General features: G+C 67.2%; 23 protein-coding genes and 3 tRNA genes. 11 read left to right on the top strand and 15 right to left on the bottom strand.

Annotated features, from left to right (window positions below; all coding sequences use genetic code 11):
- Positions 1-43: 43 nt before the first annotated feature.
- Complete coding sequence (locus ACFPJ1_RS23425; protein ID WP_380106998.1) at positions 44-559, top strand: MarR family winged helix-turn-helix transcriptional regulator; 516 nt, start codon at positions 44-46, stop codon at positions 557-559.
- Positions 560-765: 206 nt separating this feature from the next.
- On the opposite strand, the gene ACFPJ1_RS23420 is transcribed toward ACFPJ1_RS23425, so the two are convergent.
- Both ACFPJ1_RS23420 and ACFPJ1_RS23415 read right to left on the bottom strand, forming a co-directional pair.
- Complete coding sequence (locus ACFPJ1_RS23420) at positions 766-1,410, bottom strand: response regulator transcription factor (protein ID WP_132287291.1); 645 nt, start codon at positions 1,408-1,410, stop codon at positions 766-768.
- Positions 1,398-3,341 carry an ATP-binding protein gene (locus tag ACFPJ1_RS23415; RefSeq protein WP_380106997.1) on the bottom strand — a complete coding sequence of 648 codons (1,944 nt, stop codon included), beginning with the start codon at positions 3,339-3,341 and terminating at the stop codon, positions 1,398-1,400. Before ACFPJ1_RS23415 ends, ACFPJ1_RS23420 begins: the two co-directional genes overlap by 13 nt.
- 135 nt (positions 3,342-3,476) lie before the next feature.
- On the opposite strand from ACFPJ1_RS23415, the gene ACFPJ1_RS23410 reads away from it, so the two are divergent.
- Positions 3,477-4,406 (top strand): hypothetical protein, encoded by a 930-nt coding sequence (locus tag ACFPJ1_RS23410; RefSeq protein ID WP_380106996.1) that lies wholly within the window; start codon positions 3,477-3,479, stop codon positions 4,404-4,406.
- Between the two features lie 102 nt (positions 4,407-4,508).
- Here the strand turns inward: ACFPJ1_RS23410 and ACFPJ1_RS23405 are convergent, their stop codons facing one another.
- The 4 genes from ACFPJ1_RS23405 to ACFPJ1_RS23390 form a co-directional block, all read right to left on the bottom strand.
- Positions 4,509-4,808 carry a group II intron maturase-specific domain-containing protein gene (locus ACFPJ1_RS23405; RefSeq protein ID WP_380106995.1) on the bottom strand — a complete coding sequence of 100 codons (300 nt, stop codon included), beginning with the start codon at positions 4,806-4,808 and terminating at the stop codon, positions 4,509-4,511.
- A gap of 307 nt (positions 4,809-5,115) precedes the next feature.
- Positions 5,116-5,406: a hypothetical protein gene (locus tag ACFPJ1_RS23400; protein WP_380106994.1), complete on the bottom strand. Its 291-nt coding sequence runs from the start codon at positions 5,404-5,406 to the stop codon at positions 5,116-5,118.
- A 476-nt stretch (positions 5,407-5,882) separates the two neighbouring features.
- A complete protein-coding gene (locus ACFPJ1_RS23395) occupies positions 5,883-6,515 on the bottom strand; it encodes a restriction endonuclease (protein WP_380106993.1) in 633 nt (210 codons plus the stop codon).
- A 229-nt stretch (positions 6,516-6,744) separates the two neighbouring features.
- A complete protein-coding gene (locus ACFPJ1_RS23390) occupies positions 6,745-7,065 on the bottom strand; it encodes a hypothetical protein (RefSeq protein WP_380106991.1) in 321 nt (106 codons plus the stop codon).
- Positions 7,066-7,155: 90 nt separating this feature from the next.
- Between ACFPJ1_RS23390 and ACFPJ1_RS23385 the strand changes: the two genes are divergently transcribed.
- Positions 7,156-8,346, top strand: a complete 1,191-nt coding sequence (locus ACFPJ1_RS23385) for a TRAFAC clade GTPase domain-containing protein (protein WP_380106989.1) — start codon at positions 7,156-7,158, stop codon at positions 8,344-8,346.
- Positions 8,343-8,798 (top strand): hypothetical protein, encoded by a 456-nt coding sequence (locus ACFPJ1_RS23380; protein WP_380106988.1) that lies wholly within the window; start codon positions 8,343-8,345, stop codon positions 8,796-8,798. Before ACFPJ1_RS23385 ends, ACFPJ1_RS23380 begins: the two co-directional genes overlap by 4 nt.
- A 296-nt stretch (positions 8,799-9,094) precedes the next feature.
- Here ACFPJ1_RS23380 and ACFPJ1_RS23375 read toward each other — a convergent pair.
- The 4 genes from ACFPJ1_RS23375 to ACFPJ1_RS23360 all read right to left on the bottom strand — a co-directional run bounded on the left by ACFPJ1_RS23375 (position 9,095) and on the right by ACFPJ1_RS23360 (position 10,829).
- Positions 9,095-9,167 (bottom strand) — tRNA-Phe (locus tag ACFPJ1_RS23375).
- 51 nt (positions 9,168-9,218) lie between these two features.
- A tRNA-Asp gene (locus tag ACFPJ1_RS23370) sits at positions 9,219-9,295 on the bottom strand.
- Between the two features lie 59 nt (positions 9,296-9,354).
- Positions 9,355-9,427, bottom strand: a tRNA-Glu gene (locus tag ACFPJ1_RS23365).
- A 202-nt stretch (positions 9,428-9,629) separates the two neighbouring features.
- The gene (locus ACFPJ1_RS23360; RefSeq protein WP_380106986.1) at positions 9,630-10,829 is read right to left on the bottom strand and encodes a hypothetical protein; all 1,200 of its coding nucleotides are present in this window, start codon (positions 10,827-10,829) and stop codon (positions 9,630-9,632) included.
- 192 nt (positions 10,830-11,021) lie between these two features.
- Between ACFPJ1_RS23360 and ACFPJ1_RS23355 the strand changes: the two genes are divergently transcribed.
- The 3 genes from ACFPJ1_RS23355 (at position 11,022) to ACFPJ1_RS23345 (ending at position 13,185) form a co-directional block, all read left to right on the top strand.
- A complete protein-coding gene (locus ACFPJ1_RS23355; protein ID WP_380107366.1) occupies positions 11,022-11,363 on the top strand; it encodes a metallopeptidase family protein in 342 nt (113 codons plus the stop codon).
- Between the two features lie 413 nt (positions 11,364-11,776).
- A complete protein-coding gene (locus ACFPJ1_RS23350; protein ID WP_380106985.1) occupies positions 11,777-12,490 on the top strand; it encodes a hypothetical protein in 714 nt (237 codons plus the stop codon).
- A complete protein-coding gene (locus ACFPJ1_RS23345; protein ID WP_380106983.1) occupies positions 12,490-13,185 on the top strand; it encodes a hypothetical protein in 696 nt (231 codons plus the stop codon). Before ACFPJ1_RS23350 ends, ACFPJ1_RS23345 begins: the two co-directional genes overlap by 1 nt.
- 2 nt (positions 13,186-13,187) lie before the next feature.
- Here the strand turns inward: ACFPJ1_RS23345 and ACFPJ1_RS23340 are convergent, their stop codons facing one another.
- The 4 genes from ACFPJ1_RS23340 to ACFPJ1_RS23325 all read right to left on the bottom strand — a co-directional run bounded on the left by ACFPJ1_RS23340 (position 13,188) and on the right by ACFPJ1_RS23325 (position 16,537).
- Positions 13,188-13,913, bottom strand: coding sequence for a polyprenol monophosphomannose synthase (locus ACFPJ1_RS23340; RefSeq protein ID WP_380106981.1), 726 nt, complete (start codon positions 13,911-13,913; stop codon positions 13,188-13,190).
- Positions 13,914-14,061: 148 nt separating this feature from the next.
- Complete coding sequence (locus ACFPJ1_RS23335) at positions 14,062-14,646, bottom strand: D-sedoheptulose-7-phosphate isomerase (RefSeq protein ID WP_380106980.1); 585 nt, start codon at positions 14,644-14,646, stop codon at positions 14,062-14,064.
- A 22-nt stretch (positions 14,647-14,668) separates the two neighbouring features.
- Positions 14,669-15,652: a LacI family DNA-binding transcriptional regulator gene (locus ACFPJ1_RS23330; protein WP_380106978.1), complete on the bottom strand. Its 984-nt coding sequence runs from the start codon at positions 15,650-15,652 to the stop codon at positions 14,669-14,671.
- 495 nt (positions 15,653-16,147) lie between these two features.
- The gene (locus tag ACFPJ1_RS23325) at positions 16,148-16,537 is read right to left on the bottom strand and encodes an STAS domain-containing protein (protein WP_380106976.1); all 390 of its coding nucleotides are present in this window, start codon (positions 16,535-16,537) and stop codon (positions 16,148-16,150) included.
- 254 nt (positions 16,538-16,791) lie between these two features.
- Between ACFPJ1_RS23325 and ACFPJ1_RS23320 the strand changes: the two genes are divergently transcribed.
- The 4 genes from ACFPJ1_RS23320 to ACFPJ1_RS23305 all read left to right on the top strand — a co-directional run bounded on the left by ACFPJ1_RS23320 (position 16,792) and on the right by ACFPJ1_RS23305 (position 18,998).
- Complete coding sequence (locus tag ACFPJ1_RS23320) at positions 16,792-17,016, top strand: DUF305 domain-containing protein (RefSeq protein WP_380106975.1); 225 nt, start codon at positions 16,792-16,794, stop codon at positions 17,014-17,016.
- On the top strand, positions 17,016-17,762 hold the full coding sequence (locus ACFPJ1_RS23315; RefSeq protein WP_380106973.1) for an SDR family oxidoreductase: 747 nt from the start codon (positions 17,016-17,018) through the stop codon (positions 17,760-17,762). The genes ACFPJ1_RS23320 and ACFPJ1_RS23315 overlap by 1 nt, the downstream gene beginning before the upstream one ends.
- Positions 17,714-18,532 (top strand): DNA alkylation repair protein, encoded by an 819-nt coding sequence (locus ACFPJ1_RS23310; protein WP_380107365.1) that lies wholly within the window; start codon positions 17,714-17,716, stop codon positions 18,530-18,532. The genes ACFPJ1_RS23315 and ACFPJ1_RS23310 overlap by 49 nt, the downstream gene beginning before the upstream one ends.
- A 250-nt stretch (positions 18,533-18,782) precedes the next feature.
- A complete protein-coding gene (locus ACFPJ1_RS23305; RefSeq protein ID WP_380106971.1) occupies positions 18,783-18,998 on the top strand; it encodes a neutral/alkaline non-lysosomal ceramidase C-terminal domain-containing protein in 216 nt (71 codons plus the stop codon).
- Here ACFPJ1_RS23305 and ACFPJ1_RS23300 read toward each other — a convergent pair.
- Complete coding sequence (locus ACFPJ1_RS23300; protein ID WP_380106970.1) at positions 18,982-20,481, bottom strand: MFS transporter; 1,500 nt, start codon at positions 20,479-20,481, stop codon at positions 18,982-18,984. The two genes, ACFPJ1_RS23305 and ACFPJ1_RS23300, sit on opposite strands and share 17 nt — an antisense overlap.
- Positions 20,482-20,505 lie beyond the last annotated feature (24 nt).

Raw genomic sequence — 20,505 nt, 5'->3', positions numbered from 1 at the left:
TGGTGGGGTTGAGCACACTGGTTCGGCGCAGACCGATGCCGAGTTGGGGGCTGGTGCTCGCGATCACGGGCCGCTCACCCTGAGCGCACTCGGCGGGATGCTCGTCTGCGAGACCGGTAACAGCCCCAGCCGACTGGTGGATCGCCTGGTCAGCCAAGGGCTGGTCCAACGAGACACCGATCCGGACGACCGGCGCTACCTGGCGCTGAGCCTGACCGCTGAGGGCAAAGCGCTCAGCAAACGCATCGTCGTGGCCGAGGACGCACTGCACGACGCCATCGATCAACTGGTCGCCGGACAACCGGTGGACGAGACCATCACCACACTGCACGCGGTCGCAAGTGTGCCTTTTCCGCGGGACAGGCTCTGGCTCGGCGGCGTGCTGCCCAGGAGGGCTGAACCCATGGAACAAGCGAGTCTCGCCATCAACGGATCACCTGCCACGTACTGCTCGACCCGCTCGCTCTGCCGTTGTGGATCGAGGCTTTCCTCAGCTTCGACGGTCCTGCCACCCCCGCTGTCGGCGTGCGGTACACACTGCCGGCTCGCCCCGGCCTGAGTGGTTGGCTGGAGTACACCGCGATCACCCCGGGCCGGATCGAGATGAGCTGGTAGGTTCCGGTGCTTCCGTGAGCGCGGTGAGTAGCTGCTCGAGGACGGGGAGTCACTCACTCGTTCGAACACGCCGGCCCGTTGGCCGCAGTACAGCGCTCCGCCTACCGCGGAACCGCCGCAGTACGCCTGGAGCGGTTGCGGGACAGGGTCCTAGGCGTTGCCTGAGGCCCGTAAATAGGTGAGCACCGCATGCACCCGGCGATGCGTGGCCGCCGATTCGTCGAGCGCCAGCTTCTGGAAGATCGAGCGCAGGTGACTCTCGACCGTGCGGTCGGTGACGAAGAGCTTTCCGGCGATCGCGGCGTTCGAGTGCCCCTCGGCGACCAGACCGAGTACCTCCAGTTCCCTTGGTGACAAGGGTTCCAGCTCCGATCGCCGGGGAGCGAGCAGTGCCGAGACGACGGCCGGGTCGAGCGCAGAACCACCGGAGGCGACCCGTTCGAGAGCGTCGAGGAAGTCCTCGACCCGGAGCACCCGATCCTTGAGCAGATATCCGAACGCCCCGGTCGACACCAACTGCACGGAGTGCCGGGTCTCGAGATGCTGCGACAGCAACACGATCGGCTGCTCCGGTCGACGCCGCCGGATCTCGCGGGCCGCGTCTGCTCCGTCGTCGGTCATCGTCGGCGGCATCCGCACATCGATCACCGCGACCGAGGGCTCGTGCTCAATGACCGCGTCGACCAGGCCGTCCGCGCCGGCCAGGGACGCCACCACCTCGTGCCCCGCGGCGGTCAGCAACCCGGCGAGGCCTTCCCGGAACAGCGCCGAGTCCTCCGCGATCAGGACGCGCACGGCAGCACCGCCTCGACCGTCGTACCGCCCGTTGGTCCACAGGTCACAGTCAGACGGCCGCCGACGGAACCGACGCGATCCCGCAAGGCGGTCAGACCGGCGTCGGCCGGGACGCCGCCGATCCCGTCGTCGATCACTGCGACGTGCAGGCGGTCGCCCTGACGTTCGACGGTGATGCCGATCCGGGATGCGCGTGCATGCTTGAGGACGTTCGCCATCGCCTCCGCGACCACGAAGTACGCGGTCACTGTGACGACCTCGGAGCTTGTCGTCTCCTCGACGACGAAGTCGACCGGCAACGGGCACTTGGCGCCGAGCCGGGCCAGCGCGGCCGGAAGGCCGTCGTCGAGGCTGGCGGGCCGCACGCCGTGGGCAAGTCGGCGGAGCTCGGCGACCGTGGCCTCCAGCCGTTCGACGGCGAGGTCGAGATCGCCGGAGACCGGGTCGTCCGGCCGCAGCCGGTACTGCGCAGCCCGCAACTGCATGCCGATGGCAACAAGTTGCTGCTGGGCGCCGTCGTGCAGGTCGCGTTCCAGCCGGCGGCGTTCGTCGATCGTGGCCGAGACCAGGCGGCGACGGCTCTCGTCCACCTCGGTCAGTGCCCGCCGCAGCCCGATCCGGAGCCGGCTGACCTCGATCGGCAACCGCGCGGCCGACGCGGCCAGCTTCGCCCGGCGCAGGCAGCGCATTGAGCCGGGACGAACCAGGATGACGCCGATGTCCGCACTGGCGGTCCGTAGCGGCACCCTGACCCAGTCGCCGTCCGCCACCTGCCCGGTGCCCGTCAGATCCACCAGCCCGGTCCCGGCCGGATCGGCCAGCAGCAAGGTCAGCTGGGGATCCCGGACCGCGGACCTCAGCACTTGCTCGACCTCCTCGGGCTCGGCCGATCCATCACGCACCCGCATGACGAATCGCTCGATCTGCGCGACCAGAACCGTCCGGTCGCGGTCGAGCACCTTTCCGACCGCGCCATGAATCCTTCGATACAAGGGCAGCACCAGGACAGCGACCAGGAACACCGAGCCGGTCAGCCCGATCACGGAGTCCCGCCCGGCCAGGTACCCGGTGAGAACGACACCACCCGCCAGCAGCGCGGCGGCGATCAGCGTCGTCAGCACCCAGGCCACCGAGTCGCTCAGGATCCGGTCGATCTCGAACAGGTCGTACCGCAGTACCGCGATGGCGACGGCGGCCGGGACGAGGACCAGAATGCCCAGCAGGAAAGCCGCATAGGCCGCCTCGCCGATCAATCCGAAGGAGTTGACGATCCAGCTGGCCACCATCAGGACCACCACGGCACCGGTCGCCAGGATCAGCCAGCGCAACTGTTGCTTCGTCCGCTCGTTCCCGCGCCGGTAGCGCAGCACGATACTGATGCTGCAGGCAACTACCACGGCCAGGAGGAACGTCAGCGCACCGATCATCAGCGGCATCGCGATCGGCTCCGGCACAAGCACGGGAGCCGTGAAGACGTGGGGCTCGCCGTAGTCCATCGTGACGGTCATCGCCACGCCGACAACGAGGGCCGACACCGGGACGCCGACGGCGATGACCATCCAGCGGCGACCGGCGAGCAACCCGTCCGGGAAGACCAGCAGCAGCGCCAGAAAGCCGGTGAGCTGCCACGGCCAGCCGACCGCGCTCAGCGCATCGGCGAAGTCCGCTGCAGACCAGGACATCTGGCCCCAGGCATTGAGCGCGGGGATGACGAGCAGGGACGCGGCCAGCCAAGCCACTGCCGCGCCGACAGGTGAAGCAGGCGCACGTACGGCGAGTAGCCAGGCCAGCGCGAGAGGTACCAGCGCCAGCAGATAGACGGCCACCGGCCACCCATCGCCGGCCGGGTGGAACGCGCTCAGGGCAAGGACCAGTCCGGCAGCGGCGCACACCGCGGTCGCGAGCCAGATCGGCCAAAACCTGGGGCCCATGCACGCATTGTCCACTGGATTCGCCCATCCGGTGATCAGTGCCAGTACGGACCGTCGGATCAGGGCAGACCTCGATGCGCCGGACGACGTCGGCAGGTGACCTTGGAGTCTCCACCAAACTCCGGAGGGATCTCCATGATCGCCATTCTGACTATTCTCGTCGCCTTGCCACTCGGACTCCTGGTCCGCAATCGGCTGGCCGCCCACCTGATCTACGCGATCCTGTTCGCGCAGGTCTTCACCTTCCAGACAGCCACCCTGATGATGGAGTGGGTCAAAGGCTCCACTGAGGCCTTCCCCGCCGACCCGACCAAGCGCTCCTTCGGCTACCTGGCCTTCACCAGCACCATCTACGCCGCCGGCTTCGGCCTCATCACCCTCGGCCACTGGCTCCGCAACCGCCGCCGTACAGGCACGGACGAGAGCAATGCGGTCCACGCCACGACATCAAGACATTCGGGGAAAAGGGGAGGCAGTTCCATGGAACTGAAGCGCAGAGCAGCGATCGCCAGCGGAGCCGTTCTGCTCGCACTGGCGACATCGGCGGGCCTGGCCGGCCCGGCCGCGGCCGAAACGCTGGAGCACGAGCACTTCACAGACTCCCGCACCGACGTGGAAGAGGACTTCTGCGGTGCGGGCATCACCGTCCAGGTCGACTTCCAGGTCGAGGGGAACTTCGTGCTGCACGCGAAGGGCCCGGATGGTCTCGTCTACTCCCAGGAGGCCGTCCATGGCACCGCCACGTTCACCAACTTGGCGAACGGCAACCAGATCACCAACGTGTTCAACTCGGCCGCCAAGGACAGGAGAGTGACGGACAACGGCGACGGCACCCTGACGATCCTGGTCGCCCCGACCGGTGGCGACAAGTGGTACGACTCCGACGGCAAGCTGGTCTTCCAGGACAGCGGTGGCCTCTGGACCGAGATCCTGGTCGACGACGGCGGCACACCGACGGACCCCTCGGACGACGAGTTCATCTCCGCGCGGGAGGTCAAGGATCCCGGCAAGGACGACCTCACCAACGACAACTTCTGCGATCAGATTCTCTCTGTCATCGGATGAGGCGAGCTGGGGGAGATGCGCTTGTCGAGTCGGCCCGGGGAGCGGTTCCGGTGTTGCCACCGGCCCGTTTCCCCGGACCGCTCGCCGAACCCGCCGTGCCCATTACTGAGCAACGGGCTCTCCACGGTTGCTGCCGTCAGGCGGGGTTCGTGGTCGGCCATGGGGTTGGGATCTTGTGTCCCGGTAGGTGTCACGGGAGACCGTCACTCCTGCGATCCGGAAGAACTTGATCCCGTCCGCGGTGATCTGCCACCGTCCGGTGGCGGCGGTCAGGTGGTGGCGGAGTCGGCCCCAGTTCCACCGGTGGCGTGCCCGCAGCATGTGGGCGAGTCTCCAGAAGGTGAAGTCGTCCAGCTTGCCGAAGGTGTGCTTGGCCACCGCGTGTTTGAAATAGTGGCCCACCCTCGCATGATCTGACCGAGCCTGGTCAGTATCGATGCGAGGTCCCACTGCGATGTCTTGTGTGTCAGTGCACGGATCTTCGCCCTCAACGACCGGACGGGCCGGTCGGCGATGAAGGTGTAGACGTACCACTTGTTCGTACCTCTCTTGCGTTTCCACCGGATGCGGAAGCCGAGGAAGTCGAACCCGTCGACCATATGGACCACCTGGGTCTTGGATGGTGACAGCCGCAACCCCAGCGGCACCAATGCGCGGACGACGTCTTCGCGTAGCGCTTCGGTGTCCTCCCGCGGTGCGAGGGTGCCGATCAGCGCCTGCTGACGGTGGCCGTTGCTACACCAACTGCTAAACGAAGCGGCAGTCCCTGACTGGTTCGTGCTCCGGATGCCAGGAGCAAAGTCATGCAATCACTCCCTGCCTTGTGTAACCCGAGGCGGATGGCTTCGCCGACAATGATGTTGATATCCGCCTTGTCCGCCGCGACGCGCAACTCGGCCACAATTTCTGGAAGATCGTGGCCGCCCCAGAATGGGGCCCGGGTTCCCTGTAGCAAGTGGGCGATCAGCTTGGGGAACGCGACCGTCAACGTCGGTTCCACCGGTACTACGAGCACAGGGGATTCCGCCACGTTCGGACGGTCGCCCAGAGCGACTACCCGTCCTGCGCACTGTTCCGGCGCAAGGCCGCCGACCGGCGTGAAGCCCGACCCCGTGTCCGCGGGGCCGGGCAGCGTGACCGTTCTGCCCCACACTTTGCGCCGGCACCCTCTACGGTGGCCTTGTTGACGTCACACGACGAGAGGCAGAACGACCGTGAGTGGCTCGCGGTGCTCCCTGCGTCCTCACGATCGGGCCTGCAGCGGGCACGACGACGGTGCGGACTGCGTCTACCGCACGGGCCCGGGAACGTTCGCCCGGGAGGCCGCGCCACAGGATCGAAGATCAGTCTGGAAGTAGCCGCCCTGTTGGTTGGAGAAGTTCTTACCCAAGTCACGGATTCTTAGATTGGCGACCACCATCGAACCCGCAGCCACCTCTGGTGAGCCGTCGAGCCGTTGCTTCCTGTGACGATCAGTCAGGCGTCGTGCGACTTTCGCATTACGCCGATGCCAAGCGCTATGCCTGCGACGCCGCCAATGAGCAGCAGCGGACCGATGACGAGCAGGGGCACAAGGTCGCTGCGATCGTCGAAGTTCTCCCCGTTGAACAGGCCGCCAACGAACCCCCAGAGGAGAAATAGTCCGACGAGCAGAATGAGGAGGCCGCACCCGACTGTTGTGCCACGACCGGCAGATGTTTTGGTTGAGGGACTCGCGCTTCGGAGCGAAGATGGCCGGTGGACGATTGCCTCGGCCAGCCGGTTGAATGGGCGCACTTTCCCGTCGAGCGAGTAGATGAACAGCGCGATAGCCATGGTCTCCGCGTATTCGACCGCTTTGTCGGAGTAGCCCGTGCCAGAGAAGAACAGCAGCTGCCGGCGATGGTCGAGCGCGCGGGCTCCAACAAGGCGCTGAAGCGCGGGACGTCCGACTTGGTTGGCCTCAAACTTCACTTGCGCGAGCGCGCTTCTGGACTCGACGTCGATCCCACCGTCGGCACCGCCAGATGTGATGCGGGCATCGTTGTATCCCCAGTGCTTCATCCAGACCGCTGCGTTCTCTTCGGCATCGCGCCAGGTGCCGATCTGTCGTGCTACGGGCGTCGTCACGGCGCAAGTGTGCCATTGCTGGGGGCGCCCAACGCGCCGCCATGGGCGGAGGGCACGATGCCGACCGCCCGTCGGTAGATAGCCGAGTGGTGGTGTCCCACAACGAGCCGACGTCCTGAACTCGGCGCGTATCGTCGGCCAACCTCAGCACTCGGAACAGGTGATCGGTTGGCGCCGTGCGGGGTAGCCACATCGAGTCTGTGAGGCATCGAGCCAGAACCTAGGCTGCTCATCGCCTGTGGAGCAGGTCCCGGTCCAACGATGCAGGAGGTTCCGGGAACAGGGCAGGCAGGGTCATCACCGGGTTCGCTACGCAATGGACGTAATCAAGAATCTGCCCAAGCGCTTGGCGTACGTAGAAATGCCTGGCGCTGCTGTTGGCCTCGCAGAGGACGGACTCACCGTTCTCGTCTGTGACGTACAGGTCGGCAAGTCCGGTGGAACAGCGGATCCGCTGCGCTCTGGCCTCATGGGTGAGGAACTGCCGGTACACCTCCACCAGCAGTGCCTCGGCTCGCCGAACGGTAACTTCCCGCTCGGTCCGCGTCACCACGATCCCGCCCGCCCTTAATCCCGACTAGGAGGCGATCCTCGACGCACTGGATCGCCCGATCCCAAGGGTGTGAGGTACGTTCGCGCCATGGCCAAATACCCCAGGATCCGCGAGCAGCACGTCGCCGTTTTCGGAGAGAGCGGCTCCGGGAAGACGGTGCTTGTTTCCTCGTTCTTCGGCCCGACTCAGGAGGGTTCATATTCGAACGACCTCTGGGACCTCGTCGCAGACGACACCGGCCAGGGCAACCGGCTCTACCGGAACTACCTCGGCATGAGAGACCGCGCGAGGGCGCCGGCGCCTACCCGATTCGCGGCCACGACCTACTACTTCTCGGTGAAGCTCAAGGGCGGAGACAACCCCGCAGCGAAGACGCGGCCTTTCGACGCCCTGCGACTCGCATGGCACGACTATCCGGGGGAATGGTTCGAGGAATCGCCGAGCAGCGAGGAAGAGGCCAATCGCCGTGTCGACACGTTCCGGTCACTGCTGCGTTCCGATGTCGCGCTCTTGCTGGTGGATGGCCAGAAGTTGCTGGACTACGCGGGCGAGGAGGAGCGGTACCTCAAGTCGCTCCTGACGAACTTCCGCCAAGGCGTGCTGCGGCTCAAGGACGACCTGCTGGGCGACGAGGACCGCCTGGGCGAGTTCCCGCGCATCTGGATCATGGCACTGTCAAAGGCGGATCTCTTCCCAGACTGGGACATCTACTCCTTCCGCGACCTCGTGATCGAGAAGGCCGCCAGTCACATCGACGACCTGCGCTCGACGCTCCAGGACCTCGTGGACACGCCTGAGGCGCTCTCGGTGGGCGAGGACTTCATGCTGCTCTCCTCGGCCAAGTTCGAACTCTCCGCGGTTGGTCCGGAGCCGGTGGAGATTGATGTGACCCAACGGGTCGGGCTTGACCTCATCCTGCCGGTGGCCTCAATGCTTCCCCTGGAGCGCCGAGTTCAGTGGAACGAGCGGATGGAGATCCCGAGGATTGTGCTGGACACCCTTGCGGATGGCGCCGAGACCCTGGCTGCGGTCCTGACAGGCGGGAAGTCCCTTGGTGTCGACAAGTTGGTGGCGATGCTGCCGAAGGTCGGCCCCCTCGCGAGCATGGCCGCGCTCCCTGTCCTGACTGCGGCCGCCAAGATGGCTGGGTCGCAACTCAGGGAGATCAATGCCAAGGCCCGGGAGGACCACGACTTCCTGACCGCGACGCTCACGCAGTTCAAGTTGGACCTGGACCAGGGCGTCAAGGACAGGCTGCTCATCAGGAGCCTTAAGTGAGCGCTCGGGACCTACCCGAGCGCCTCATCTGGGCCACTCGAGGGCGCTCCTGGGGGTTCCGGTTCCTCCTCAACGGAGGGCGGTCCGACCCACTTCCGGAGTACGAACGCAGCTTCGCGGATCTCGAGGACGAGCCGAAGACGTGGCGTCGTGCCGCCGGTAAGGTCGCGCTGCGCTTTCCCGATCCGTTGGGGCGGAAAGATGCAGCCGGTCGCGTCATCCCACACGAGTTCGTCGTGTTCGGAGACTTAGTCGATGAGATCGAGTCGGTCGAAGACGGCCTGCAACAGATCTGGCCGCTCGTTGCAGGGGCCTATGCCAGAGTCTGGGATGCCGAGGGTCCACCCTCGGTTGCAGACCTCAGCCTCACCACCCAAGACAATTCGCCCCTCGATGCCCCCCGGTGTGCTGACGGCGATAGCGGCGATGATGAGCGGGCCGACCCGTTCTAGCAGGGCGACTGCTCAATCAGGGCCATCGTGGGTGGTGGGCGGAGGGCCACCACCCACGCTCGCCGGCGACGCCCTCATCGACCGGATCGCGTAGACGTGCGAGGCGGGTGGTAGCAACCATCGAGCCTCCCCACGGCGAGAACTGACGTGCCAGGCAACGGACGCGCGCGCCTCACCGCAGGAGAAGCTCTCGGGAGGCTGCACGAACCCTCACCTGAGGGCTACTGCAGCAACGTCGTTGCTGCAGTAGATCTGGGCTTCGGATCGATGCTGACGCAAACGTGCAGGTCAGACGGTGGTCAGGGGCGGTCTCGAACCGCCGACCTTCCGCTTTTCAGGCGGACGCTCTACCAGCTGAGCTACCTGACCGGGAGAGAAAATTGGCGGCGGTGTGTGTTGACACCCGCCGCCATTCTCTCCTGGCGACCCAGACGGGACTCGAACCCGCGACCTCCGCCGTGACAGGGCGGCACGCTAACCAACTGCGCTACTGGGCCAGATTGCTCGATGATGCTACACCATCGTTCGAGCGGTACTGACATCGGTCTTTCGACCGTATCCCCAACGGGATTCGAACCCGCGTTACCGCCTTGAAAGGGCAGCGTCCTAGGCCACTAGACGATGGGGACTCGGACCCGCGGGAGCCGAAGCTCCAGGGACAGCCGTAAGCATAGAGGAGACCGGCCCAGGCTCCAAAACGAGTTCCTGGCAACGCGAAAGACGGGGCGGGGAGCAGCGCGAAGGCCGGGGTGGAGCAACGCGAATGACGGGGGGAGGACGTGGGTGCGCCGGGGGGTGAGGGAGCCGGCGCACCACGTGGTCAGGGGGTGATCAGTTGGCCGCGTCCGGGGCGATCAGCTGTGGGTACTGGGTGGCGAACAGCTGGTAGAACGACATCGCCGGGAGGATGTGGCCCTGCGGGCGAGCGCTGTCCGCCAGGCCGTAGGCCCACAGCGCCGTACCCATCCGCTGGTTCGGGGTGCCGTGGTGGCCTTCCGCGGAGAAGCCGCAGTCGCCGAGCTGGTAGAACATCTGCCCGAACAGCTGGACGCGCTTCCACTGCATCGAGGCGCCGCGGGCGTGGGTGAGGAAGTACGAGCTGAACGCGTCCGCCATCAGCTCCGCCCAACGCGAAGCCTCGGGGCCTGGCACGTCCGTCCGCATCAGGTCGTCGGCGAACTGGATGTGGTGGCCGAACTCGTGCGCCAGGATGGCCTGCGGCGCCACGTCGCCGAGTCCCACCCTCGCGAAGCCGTCGAAGACGCCGTCGCCCAGGGCGATCCGCTTCGGTGCCGTGCCGTAGCTGCCGAGGTCTTCGCCGCCCGACGCCGCGTACGCGTTGAAGGTGAACACCGGCAGGTCGCCGTACCCGAGGGCGGCGCTGTTGAGCTCCTTGGCGACGAGGTCCGCCGAGACTCTGGACTGCGCCGGGTTGAGGCCGTAGACGACGGTGAAGACCCGGTAGTTGACCTCGGCGTCCAGCATCGAGCGGCCGTGGGCCGGCACCATCTGGATGTCGCCGGACGGAATGTCCCAGAAGCCCTTCAGATCGCGGAAGGTGCGGTTGGCCTGGTTCGTGAACTCGCCGTGCGCCCCGTACGTGAACGGCCCGGTCTGCGGGAGGTAGGCGGCGTCCACGAGCGCCATGTTGAACAGGAGCACGTGCAGTACTGCGAGCCGCTGCTCGAACGTCCAGGCAGAGGTGTCCGGCAGGATCGCGTCGACAACCGGTGGGTTGGCGGCCGAGCAGTCGTACTGCGTCGGGTCGATCGCCTCGATGAGCGCGTCCTGCACCGCGTTGCTCTCCAGGCCCAGGTTGGCCCTGACGGCGGCGGCGCGCTCGCGTAGCGCGGGCAGCGCATCCACGATTTGCTGGACCTCAGGGGAGAGGTTCTGTGGGACGGAGGCAGACGCAGCGGCGACGGTCGCTACAGCGGTCGGTACGGCGGTGGCTGGGAGCGGGGCAGTGGCCAACCCGAGGGCGAGGGCGGCGGTGGTGACCGCGGACGCCAAGAACGTGCGCTTTCTCATACTGATCTCTCCTGGAACCGGGGGACGGAAGAGGCGGCCGCCGGGACGCGACCGATGGCCGTCAGTATTCGCGCGGGTAGCGTTCGCTACGAGATCTCACCGTGTCAGAAACCGGCAAGTCAGGAACCTGTCGCGGCGGTGCGGAATGACAGGCTTGTACTCCGACCTGCCTACGCTGGCCGGGTGATCGAGATGAGCCGGGCTGATTTCGAAGTGCTGGTGTCCGAGGCGCTGGACCAGGTTCCGCCTGAGCTGGCGGCGCTGATCGACAACGTGGCCGTGTTCGTGGAGGACGACGCCCCGGTCAGCGACTCGCACCTGCTCGGCATCTATGAGGGCATCCCGCTGACCGAGCGCGGGAACTACTACGGCGGCGTGCTGCCGGACCGGATCACCATCTATCGCAACCCGACGCTCGAGATCTGCGCCACGGTCCAGGATGTCGTCGACGAGGTGAACATCACAGTGGTGCACGAGATCGCGCACCACTTCGGCATCGACGACGCCCGCCTGCACGACCTCGGCTACGGCTGAGCGATGTCAGTTGCTGCAATCTTCCGGGAGCCAGGGAGCAGTGGGACCTCGCGTGTTATAACCTCTGCCGGTCGGAACCGGGGACCGACGCGTTCGACCCGCGCCGATCCGATGAGGCCTCCACCGTGAGCGACCAAATACCCCTGCCCCCACCCGAGCAGTACGGACCTCCGCCGGGACACCCGCAGTACGGACCTCCGCCGGGACACCCGCAGTACGGACCTCCGCCCGGCGCTGCGCCGCATGGTCCGCCTCCCGGACTCTCCGAGTACGGTCCTCCACCGGGGGCTCCGCAGTACGAGCCGATGCCCGGGCATCCGCAGTACGGACCGCAGTACGGGCCGCCGCCTGGTTACGGGGATGCGCAGGGGTTTGTGGGGGTGCCTCCGGTGCGGCGGAGAGGGTCATGGCTTTTGGCTGGGGCGATCGCGCTGGTGGTGGCCTTGATCGGCGGAGCGGGTGTGTTGGTCGCGAGCCGTGGGAGTGGGGACGATGCCGCGGCTCCGGCGCCCACCGGCTCCTACACCGACGGTCTCTCCTCGGCAGAGCCGACGCCGACGCAGACGCCAACCGATGAACCCACGGCGGCGACCGAGCCCACCGAGCCGCCCAGTGATCCGCTGCCCTCGCCGACCCCGTCGGAGAAGCGCCGCACGGTGAAGGACGTCGACAAGGGACTGGAGGTGTACGACGACGTGTACGTCGAGCTCGCGAAGGGATGGCGGAAGCTCCACACGACGAAGTACTCCGTGACGCTGGGGGCAGAGGGCCGGGGCGTCGCCTATGTCGTCGTCAGCCCGGTCGGTTACCCGGCTGCCTCGGCGGTGCCGGCCATGGTCGGCATGGTGAAGCGAGCAGACAAGCTGACCGGCGTGCAGAACGGCAAGGTCACGACCCTCAAGCCGGCCAACTCGAACATCGGCAGCCAGGCCCGGTTGTCGTTCACGGGACGGTTCACGCAGAACGGCGCGACGGTCTCGGTCGCCGGCCGGTGTACGACGATGACCGGTGTCGAGTCGATCCACAACGTCACCGTGGCGGTCTGCGTCGAGGCTCGCAAGGACGACACCGCGGCCGCATACCGCGACGCCGGCCGCATGCTCGCCTCGGTCGCGCGGTCCATCTGATGCACGAACCACCCGACCGGCAAACGGAGTACCGGCGGCCCGGAGATTCCATCAGCAACACCAGGATCGCTCTGCTCGCCCTCGGCCTGCTCGTGCTGGTCGTAGGGCTCTTCGCCGGGGCCGGCGTCCTGGTCCGGCAGACGGACACCTCCGCCCAACCGGTGGCGGTCCGGGCAACACCCACCCCCGCCGGGGTGGTCCCCTCCCGGAACCCTCGCCGCGAGCCGGACCTCGACGTCGGTACGCCGGTCGAACAAGGCGTCTTCGTGCAGATCGCCAGAGGCTGGACGAAGCAGACCTACGACCACCTCGGTATCCGGGTCACTTCCTTCGAGCGAGGCGCCGAGGCAAGGTTCTACGTGGTGACGAACCCGGTCACCTCGCTACCGTTGCTGCGCCCGGACGTGGACGCCTTCGCCGAGACGCAGGACCTGCGCGACGTTCAGTACGGCCGGGCCGTGTCGGTACCACCACCCAACCTCAACGTCGTGGAGGCGGCCCGGATCAGCTTCACCGGGCGGCGCACCGAGGACGGCCTGGTCTACTCGCTCGCCGGCGAATGCCTGCGGCTGCGTGGCGCGCCGAAGGTCAACGACGTGAGCGTCAGCATCTGCTTCGCGGCCTATCTGCAGGACCTCGACGCCGTGCGCGCCGAGGTCCGGCAGATGACCGGATCAGTGGCCCGGTCGATCTGACCTCAGCGCTTGAAGAGCAGCTTCCAAGGCATCAGGGCGGACTCGAGCTGCACCTTGAGGCTCATCTTGGACGCGCCCACCGTGCGCTCCTCGAACCGGATCGGCACCTCGGCGATCCGCATCCCCTGGCGGACGGTCCGGTAGTTCATCTCGACCTGGAACGAGTACCCGTTGCTCTGGATCGTGGCGACGTCGATCTTGCGCAGCGTCTCCGCCTTCCACGCCTTGAAGCCGGCGGTGGCGTCCTTCACGTGCAGCCGCAGGATCGTGTTCACGTAGACGTTCGCGAAGGCCGACAGCAGCCGCCGGTGCCAGGCCCACTCGGCCGCGGCGGAACCACCCTCGACGTACCGGGAGCCGATCACCACGGCCGCGTCCGTCGTACGGAGGGTGTCGACCATGATCGGGATCACCGAGGCAGGGTGGGACAGGTCCGCGTCCATCTGGATCACGATGTCGGCGTCCTCGGACAGCGCGCGGCCGATTCCGGCGATGTAGGCGCGGCCGAGGCCGTCCTTCTCGGTCCGGTGCAGTACGCCGACCTGCTCGGGCGACTCCTTGGCCAGCTGGTCGGCCACGTCGCCGGTGCCGTCCGGGGAGTTGTCGTCGACCACCAGCATCTGCAGGCCCGGCACCTTCAGGTCGGACAGCAGACCGGCCAGCACGGGCAGGTTCTCCCGCTCGTTGTAGGTCGGCACGACAACGACGATCTTGGCACTCTCACCCATGAACTTTCCTTCTTCGCGGCGCACAGGACGCTATCGCATCAACCGGTCCGCGCCCGACAAGGCGCGAGCGCCCAAGAATGCCAGACCAGGCCGTCCGTCGGACGGCCCGGGCGCGCGGAGTGCGCCCGGGCCGTGGGGGAGGGTTGGTTCAGCAGGCGGTGGCCCACTGGTCGACCAGCTCGCTGACGAGGTGCAGCGCGACCAGGTGCATCTCCTGGATCCGGGCCGTCTCCTCGGCCGGTACGACGATCGCGAGGTCGGCCGCCGCCGCCAGGGCGATCCCGCGGGTGGAGGTGAACGCCACGGAGCAGGCGCCGGCCGATCGCGCCGCGGCGAGTCCCTTCACCACCGTCGGGGAGGTCCCGGAGGTGGAGAAGCCGATCACTATGTCCGCCGGCCGGGCCAGGGCTTCCACCTGGCGCGAGAACACGTCGTCGTACCCGAAGTCGTTCGCGATGCAGCTCACCACCGCCGCATCCCCGACGAGTGCTACCGCCGCCAGGGGCCGGCGCTGACGGAGGTACCGGCCGATGAGTTCGCCGACCAGGTGCTGGGCGTCGGCGGCGGATCCGCCGTTGCCGTAGGTGTAGAGGACCCCGCCGGATTCGAGGCGGCGGATGAGCTCGTCGGCGACCGCTTGGATCGCGTCCAGTTGGCTGTGCATCGCGTAGGCGACCTCGGCGTGACGGTCGAGCTGCCTGGCGATCACTCGGTCTACTTGAAGTTGTGTCATAGGCCGGTGGTACGCCAGAAATTCACTTTCTGGGAGCGGGTCCGGTGGATCCGCGGATAACAAGGCGTGGCGCGACCCTGATCACACGCCGTCTGGCGGGAAGTTCGTCCCGAATCCTGGCCAGGAGAAGTTGCGCACAGCTACGACCCAGATCCACAGTGTGCTGGTCCACGGTGGTGATTCCGGGCTGGACCAGTGACATCCACGGCACGTCGTCGTACGCCGCGAGGCTGATCCGCTGCGGGATTTTCAGCCTGCGAGCCTTCAATTCCGCCAGTGCGCCCTGGGCGAGCACGTTGTTCGCGGACAGGATCGCGGTGACGTGCTGCTGGTCGAGGAGTTCGCTGGTGGTCTGGCGGGCCGCCTCGGCGTCGAAGCTGGTGTAGACGATCAGGTTCTCGTCGAGCTCGATTCCGGCCGCCTCGTACGCTGCCCGGAATCCGGCGAGCCGGCCCGCTCCGGTGGACCATTTCGTCTCGTCGATCAACAGGCCGATCCGCTCGTGACCGAAGCCGAGCAGGTGCTCGGTGAGCTCCCGGGCGCCGAGCTTGTTGTCACTCAGTACCGCGTCGCTGCCCGCCCGGCCGAGTTGCCGGTCGGCGCAGACTACGTGGATCCCGTTCTCCGAGAGCATCTTCGGGCAGCCCGCGGCGACCGGGGTCACGATCACCCCGGCGACCTGCATGGCCAGCAGGGTCTCGGCCGCGTGCATCTCCTCTTCGGGGTCGCCGTTGTCGTTCACCAGGATCATCTGGTGGCCCTCGGACCGCAGTACCTCCTCGATCCCGGCGGCGAGATCGGCGTAGAAGGGGTTGCGCAGGTCGGAGATCAGGACGCCGATGGCCGTGGACGTGCGGCTGCGCAGATTCCGCGCCATGTGGTTCGGGACGTACCCGAGCCGCTGGGCGACCGCCTGGACCCGCTCACGCACCTCACGGGAAGCGTAACCACGGGTGTGCAGCGCTCGCGACACCGTGGAAGCGGAGACGCCGGCTTCCCGGGCCACGTCCTGCACGGTAGGCCGGTTCCCTGGTTTCCCTTTTTCCCCGCTCACACGCGTCATCGTAGAGGCAGGATCGGCCCACGCACGGCTACGACTAGCACTGGGAGGTGGACTGTTAGACAGCCTCCATCTCAGGAGCGCGCCGTGCCGCTGACCTTCGGGGCCTCTCAGAGCGCTGCAGGCGAGCCGTATGATCATCGCCCGGCCCCGCCGGTTCACCGCCTCCAGACGCGCCTCGGTCGCCGTTTCGGGGTCTCCGAGCGCGTACTGCCTCGAGAAAGTCGTTTCACATCGTTCAATTCGGTACTACGTTCGCGCAGCGCGTCGTTGATGACCTCGAGCTCGTCGTTGGTGCCGGATCCGCCGTACCGGGCTGGTCCGTCGGCAGCCGCCGGCACGTGAGCATCATCTAGTTGCCTTCGACTACAAGATGGTGGTCGGCGGTGCGACGTACAGGTGTCCGGACTCGATCGTGCTCGCTGGGTCCGCTGGGCATGGTCAGGAGTCGCGATGCTGGAGCGCGTCCTCGACCGACGCGAAGATCCGGAACTCCCGGCCGAGCCCGGTGATCGTCAGTGGCCGGTCGACCGGCCGTCCGACCCCGACCAATGCGAGATCGATGCCATGTCGGCCCGCGAGTTGCCGCGCCTCGACCAGATTGCCGAGACCCGCGGAACTGCAGAATGTCACCTCGGACACGTCGATCAGGACCAGGCGGGCTGGTGGTGCGATGGCCGCGCGGATCGCCTCGGCGGCGAACTCGGTGGTCGCGATGTCGATCTCCCCGGACAACCGGACGACCAGGATGCCTGGTTCCAGGGGCTCGGTGACGGCACCGAAAGTGGTCCGGATCATCTCCCCGTCGTGGGAATCGGGCTGGCTGGTCACGTCTCTCCCCCGGGGTGTCTCTCGCGGACGCCGGGCGGTCCTGGCGTGGTGGAAAACAGCCCTGGGGCAACCGTATGCCCGAAGGCTCCGAGGCCACAACGTTTGTCACCGCAGTGACCCCGGAGCGTGACGTAAAACGTTTGCTGCATAGTTCCCGGCCAGGCCCGTGCTCAACTCCAGAAAGGCGGCTGGGTCTGCACGTTCAGCTCCTTCAGCCTGACCCGGTTGGCGGGGATCACAGCGGCATGCCGGGGATGGCGACGCAGGCCCAGCTCGCGGCGCTGCGAAAGGCGACTGGGACGGCCTTCGACTCCCTGTTCCTGAACCTGATGATCAAGCATCATGAGGGCGCGGTGACGATGAGCGGTGCGCAGCTCGAGAACGGCTCGGACCTCCGGGTCGGCGGGACGGCGCAGGAGGTCAGCGTCACCCAGACCAAGGAGATCGCGACGATGAGGCAGCTACTGAAGGAGTTGTGATGGGCGGCGTACTGGACGGCAAGGCAGCACTCGTCACCGGCGGATCGCGCGGCATCGGTGCAGCCATCGTCCGCCGCCTGGCCGCCGACGGCGCCACGGTCACCTTCACCTACGCATCCAGCGAGCAGGCCGCGGACTCGGTCGTCGCCTCAGTCAAGGAAGCCGGTGGACAGGCCGTCGCGGTGCAAGCCGACCAGGCCGACCTCTCCGCGCTGTCCGAAGTCTTCGACACCGCCTGCGAATCCACGGGTGGCCTGGACATCCTCGTGTGCAACGCGGCCAGTGCCATGGTGACTCCGATCGCGGACGTCACCGAAGCGGAGTACGACCGGATGATGGCCACCAACGTGAAGGGTCCGTTCTTCGCGCTGCAGAAGGCCGGCTCGGTACTGCGGGACGGCGGGCGGGTGATCAACATCTCCACCCTCAATACCGCGATGCCTGGCCCCGGGATCTCCTTGTACGCCGCGAGCAAGGCGTCGCTCGAGCAGTTCGCCGCTGTCGCCGCCCGGGAACTCGGTCCGCGCGGGATCACGGTCAACTGCGTGTCGCCCGGTGCCACCGAGACGGACATGTTCCGCGACTCGAACCCGCCGGAGGCGGCCGCCATGCTCGTCGGCATCACCGCCCTCGGACGGGTCGGCGAACCGGCCGACATCGCCGACGTGGTCGCGTTCCTGGCCGGCCCGGACAGCCGCTGGATCACCGGCCAGAACCTCCGCGTCACCGGAGGGCTGCTGATCTGATCACCGTCGACGAACTGCTGCAGGCGATCGACGACGCGGCGGATCCGGCGGTCGCCGAAATCCTGGCCGGCTACTTCAAGCTGGGACCCGGCGGCTACGGTCACGGCGACCGGATGATCGGCGTCAAGCTCTCGTCGCTCCGCCCGCTCATCAAGCCCTACCTCCACGCGGGGTTGCCACTCGAGGATCTGGAGCAAGCCCTCGGCAGCCCGGTCCACGAACACCGCCTGGCAATCCTGTGCCTGCTGGCCGACCGGGCATCGCTAGCCCTCAAGCCCCGTACTGCGAACCCGGCGGAGCTGGCCGCGATTTACGACCTGTACCTCCGCAACACCGCGTCCGTGAACAACTGGGACCTCGTCGACTGCAGCGCCGCGCAGATTGTCGGTGCCTATCTACTGGATAAGCCCCGCACGATCCTCTACGACCTGATCGCCTCACCCAGCCTGTGGGAACGCCGGATCGCACTGGTCTCCACCCACCGCCTGATCATGGCCGGCGAGACCGACGACACCTTCGCTCTGGCCGCGCTGGTCCTCGACGACCCCGAGGACCTGATCCACAAAGCCTCCGGCTGGATGCTCCGCGAAGCCGGCAAACGAGGCTCCCCGGATGCACTCCTCGCCTTCCTCGACACCCACGCCGCCGCCATGCCCCGCACCATGCTCTCCTACGCCGTAGAACACCTCCCCCCGGAAACCCGCACGCACTACCGCTCCTTCCTCGCAAGCTCAAGCGCTAGACGTAGGCCGCGGGCACCTGACTGGTGATCCAGCGGACGCCCACCACTCAACAACCTCGCCGATTGCTCCCGAACCCGGCGTCGCGAGGCGGCGCGCCTGAGGGTCGGGCGTGGTTGGTGAGTGCTGGCGGTCCGGCCCGTCCACTCACCAGCCCCCGTCTAGGACCGTGGACAAGAAATTACGTGTCCGAGGTCCCGTCTTGGTGTCCCCACCCACCACAACCGCCGCTGCCGCCGCTGCCATCGGTTGGCCGCGAGGTCACCAAGGTCCTGGCTGAATGGGGGCCAATGGCAACGAGTTGCCGACGACGGGGAGTGGGACACCACCTACCGCTGGACGCGGGACCGGGCTGGCCGATGCCAAGGCGACCATCACCTGGAATGCCGCCGGGCCGGGCACCTACCGGATCGTCCACCGCGGTGAGGCGAAGGCGCTGAACGGCACGATCACGCCGTTCACCGGCACCTCGCGGACCTTCACCGTGACGCAGTAGTCGAAGGGCTGTTGGCCAGCGGCGGCGAATCCAGCGAGCAGTGCCGGCGGTGGACCTTCTCGGGAACGCGAGGCGTCGGCTGCGGCTGTCGCAACGTCACCCAGGCCACTGCCGCGCCCGCGGCCGCGAGCGCCGCCGAGATCCACATCGCCATCTGGAATCCCTCATCGAAGGCCACCGGATCGCGGTAGGAGTCGCCGGTGATCCCGGCCGCCAGCGGGATCGCCGCGACCGCCATCAACTGGGCGGACCGGGCGACCGCGTTGTTCACGCCGGATGCGATCCCGGCATGGTGGTCGTCGACCGAAGAGAGCACGGTCTCGGTCAACGGTGCGACCGTGGACACCAGACCGAGGCCGAGCACGACCACCGCGGGCAGTACCGCGGTGAGGTAGTCGGCGCCCGGCGTGACCCGCATCATCAGCAGGAAGCCCGCGGCCATCAGGAGTGGCCCGATCGTCATCGGGATCCTCGCGCCGATCCGCTCGGAAAGTCCGCCCGCGTAGCTCGACAGACCCAGCATCAGCAGTGTCATCGGCAACAACGACGCGCCGGCCTCGAGCGCCGAGTAGCCGAGTGCCGTCTGCAGGTAGACGACCAGCAGGAAGGTCGCGGTGCCCAGTGAGCCGTACACGGCGACGGTGACGAGATTGGCGCCGGTGAATCGGATGTTGGCGAAGATGCCGGGCGGCAGCATCGGGTGCGAACCGCGCCGCTCGACCTCGACGAACGCCGCCAGCCCGAGGACCCCGATGACCAGGGCCGAGATCACCACCGGATCACCGAAGCCGCGATCGCCCGCGCTGATCAGGCCGAACGTCAGCCCGGCGAGGCCGATCGTGGCCAGCGCGGCGCCGGCGACGTCGAGCTTGCCGGTCGCGGTCTCGTCGCGGCTCTCCGGGACGTGTCGCATCGTGATCAGGACGGTGGCGAGCGCCAGCGGCAGGTTGAGCAGGAAGATCAGCCGCCACGAGCCGCTGTCGACCAGGTAGCCGCCGACGAACGGGCCGATGGCCGCGGCGACAGAGGTCAGCCCGGACCAGGCGCCGACCGCCCTGGCGCGATCGGACTGCTGGAAGCTGGTCTGCAGGATGGCCAGGCTGCCGGGGGTCAGCAGGGCGCCGCCGATGCCCTGCAGGATCCGTCCCGCGACCATCACTTCGAGGTTCGGCGCCACCGCGCAGATCAGCGAGGCCAGCGCGAACCAGATCACGCCGGCGACGAAGGTCCGCCGCCGTCCGAGCCGGTCGCCGAGCGAGCCGCTGATCAGGATCAACGACGACAGCATCAGCATGTAGCCGTTGACGATCCACTGGAGACCGGCGATGTCGGCGTTGAGATCCTCGCCGATCTTCGGCAGCGCGACGTTGACCACCGTGCCGTCCAGGAACGCCATACCGGAGCCGAGCGCCGTCGCGGCCAGCACCCATCTGGCCCGGGCGGTACCGAACGCGATCCGATCCTCAGGCTGTGCGGCGACCATGACGACAGACTATGGCCACAACCT

Source organism: Kribbella qitaiheensis (assembly GCF_042657745.1).
GTDB classification, from domain to species: Bacteria; Actinomycetota; Actinomycetes; order Propionibacteriales; family Kribbellaceae; genus Kribbella; species Kribbella qitaiheensis.
This window is presented reverse-complemented; position numbering and strand designations above follow the sequence as displayed.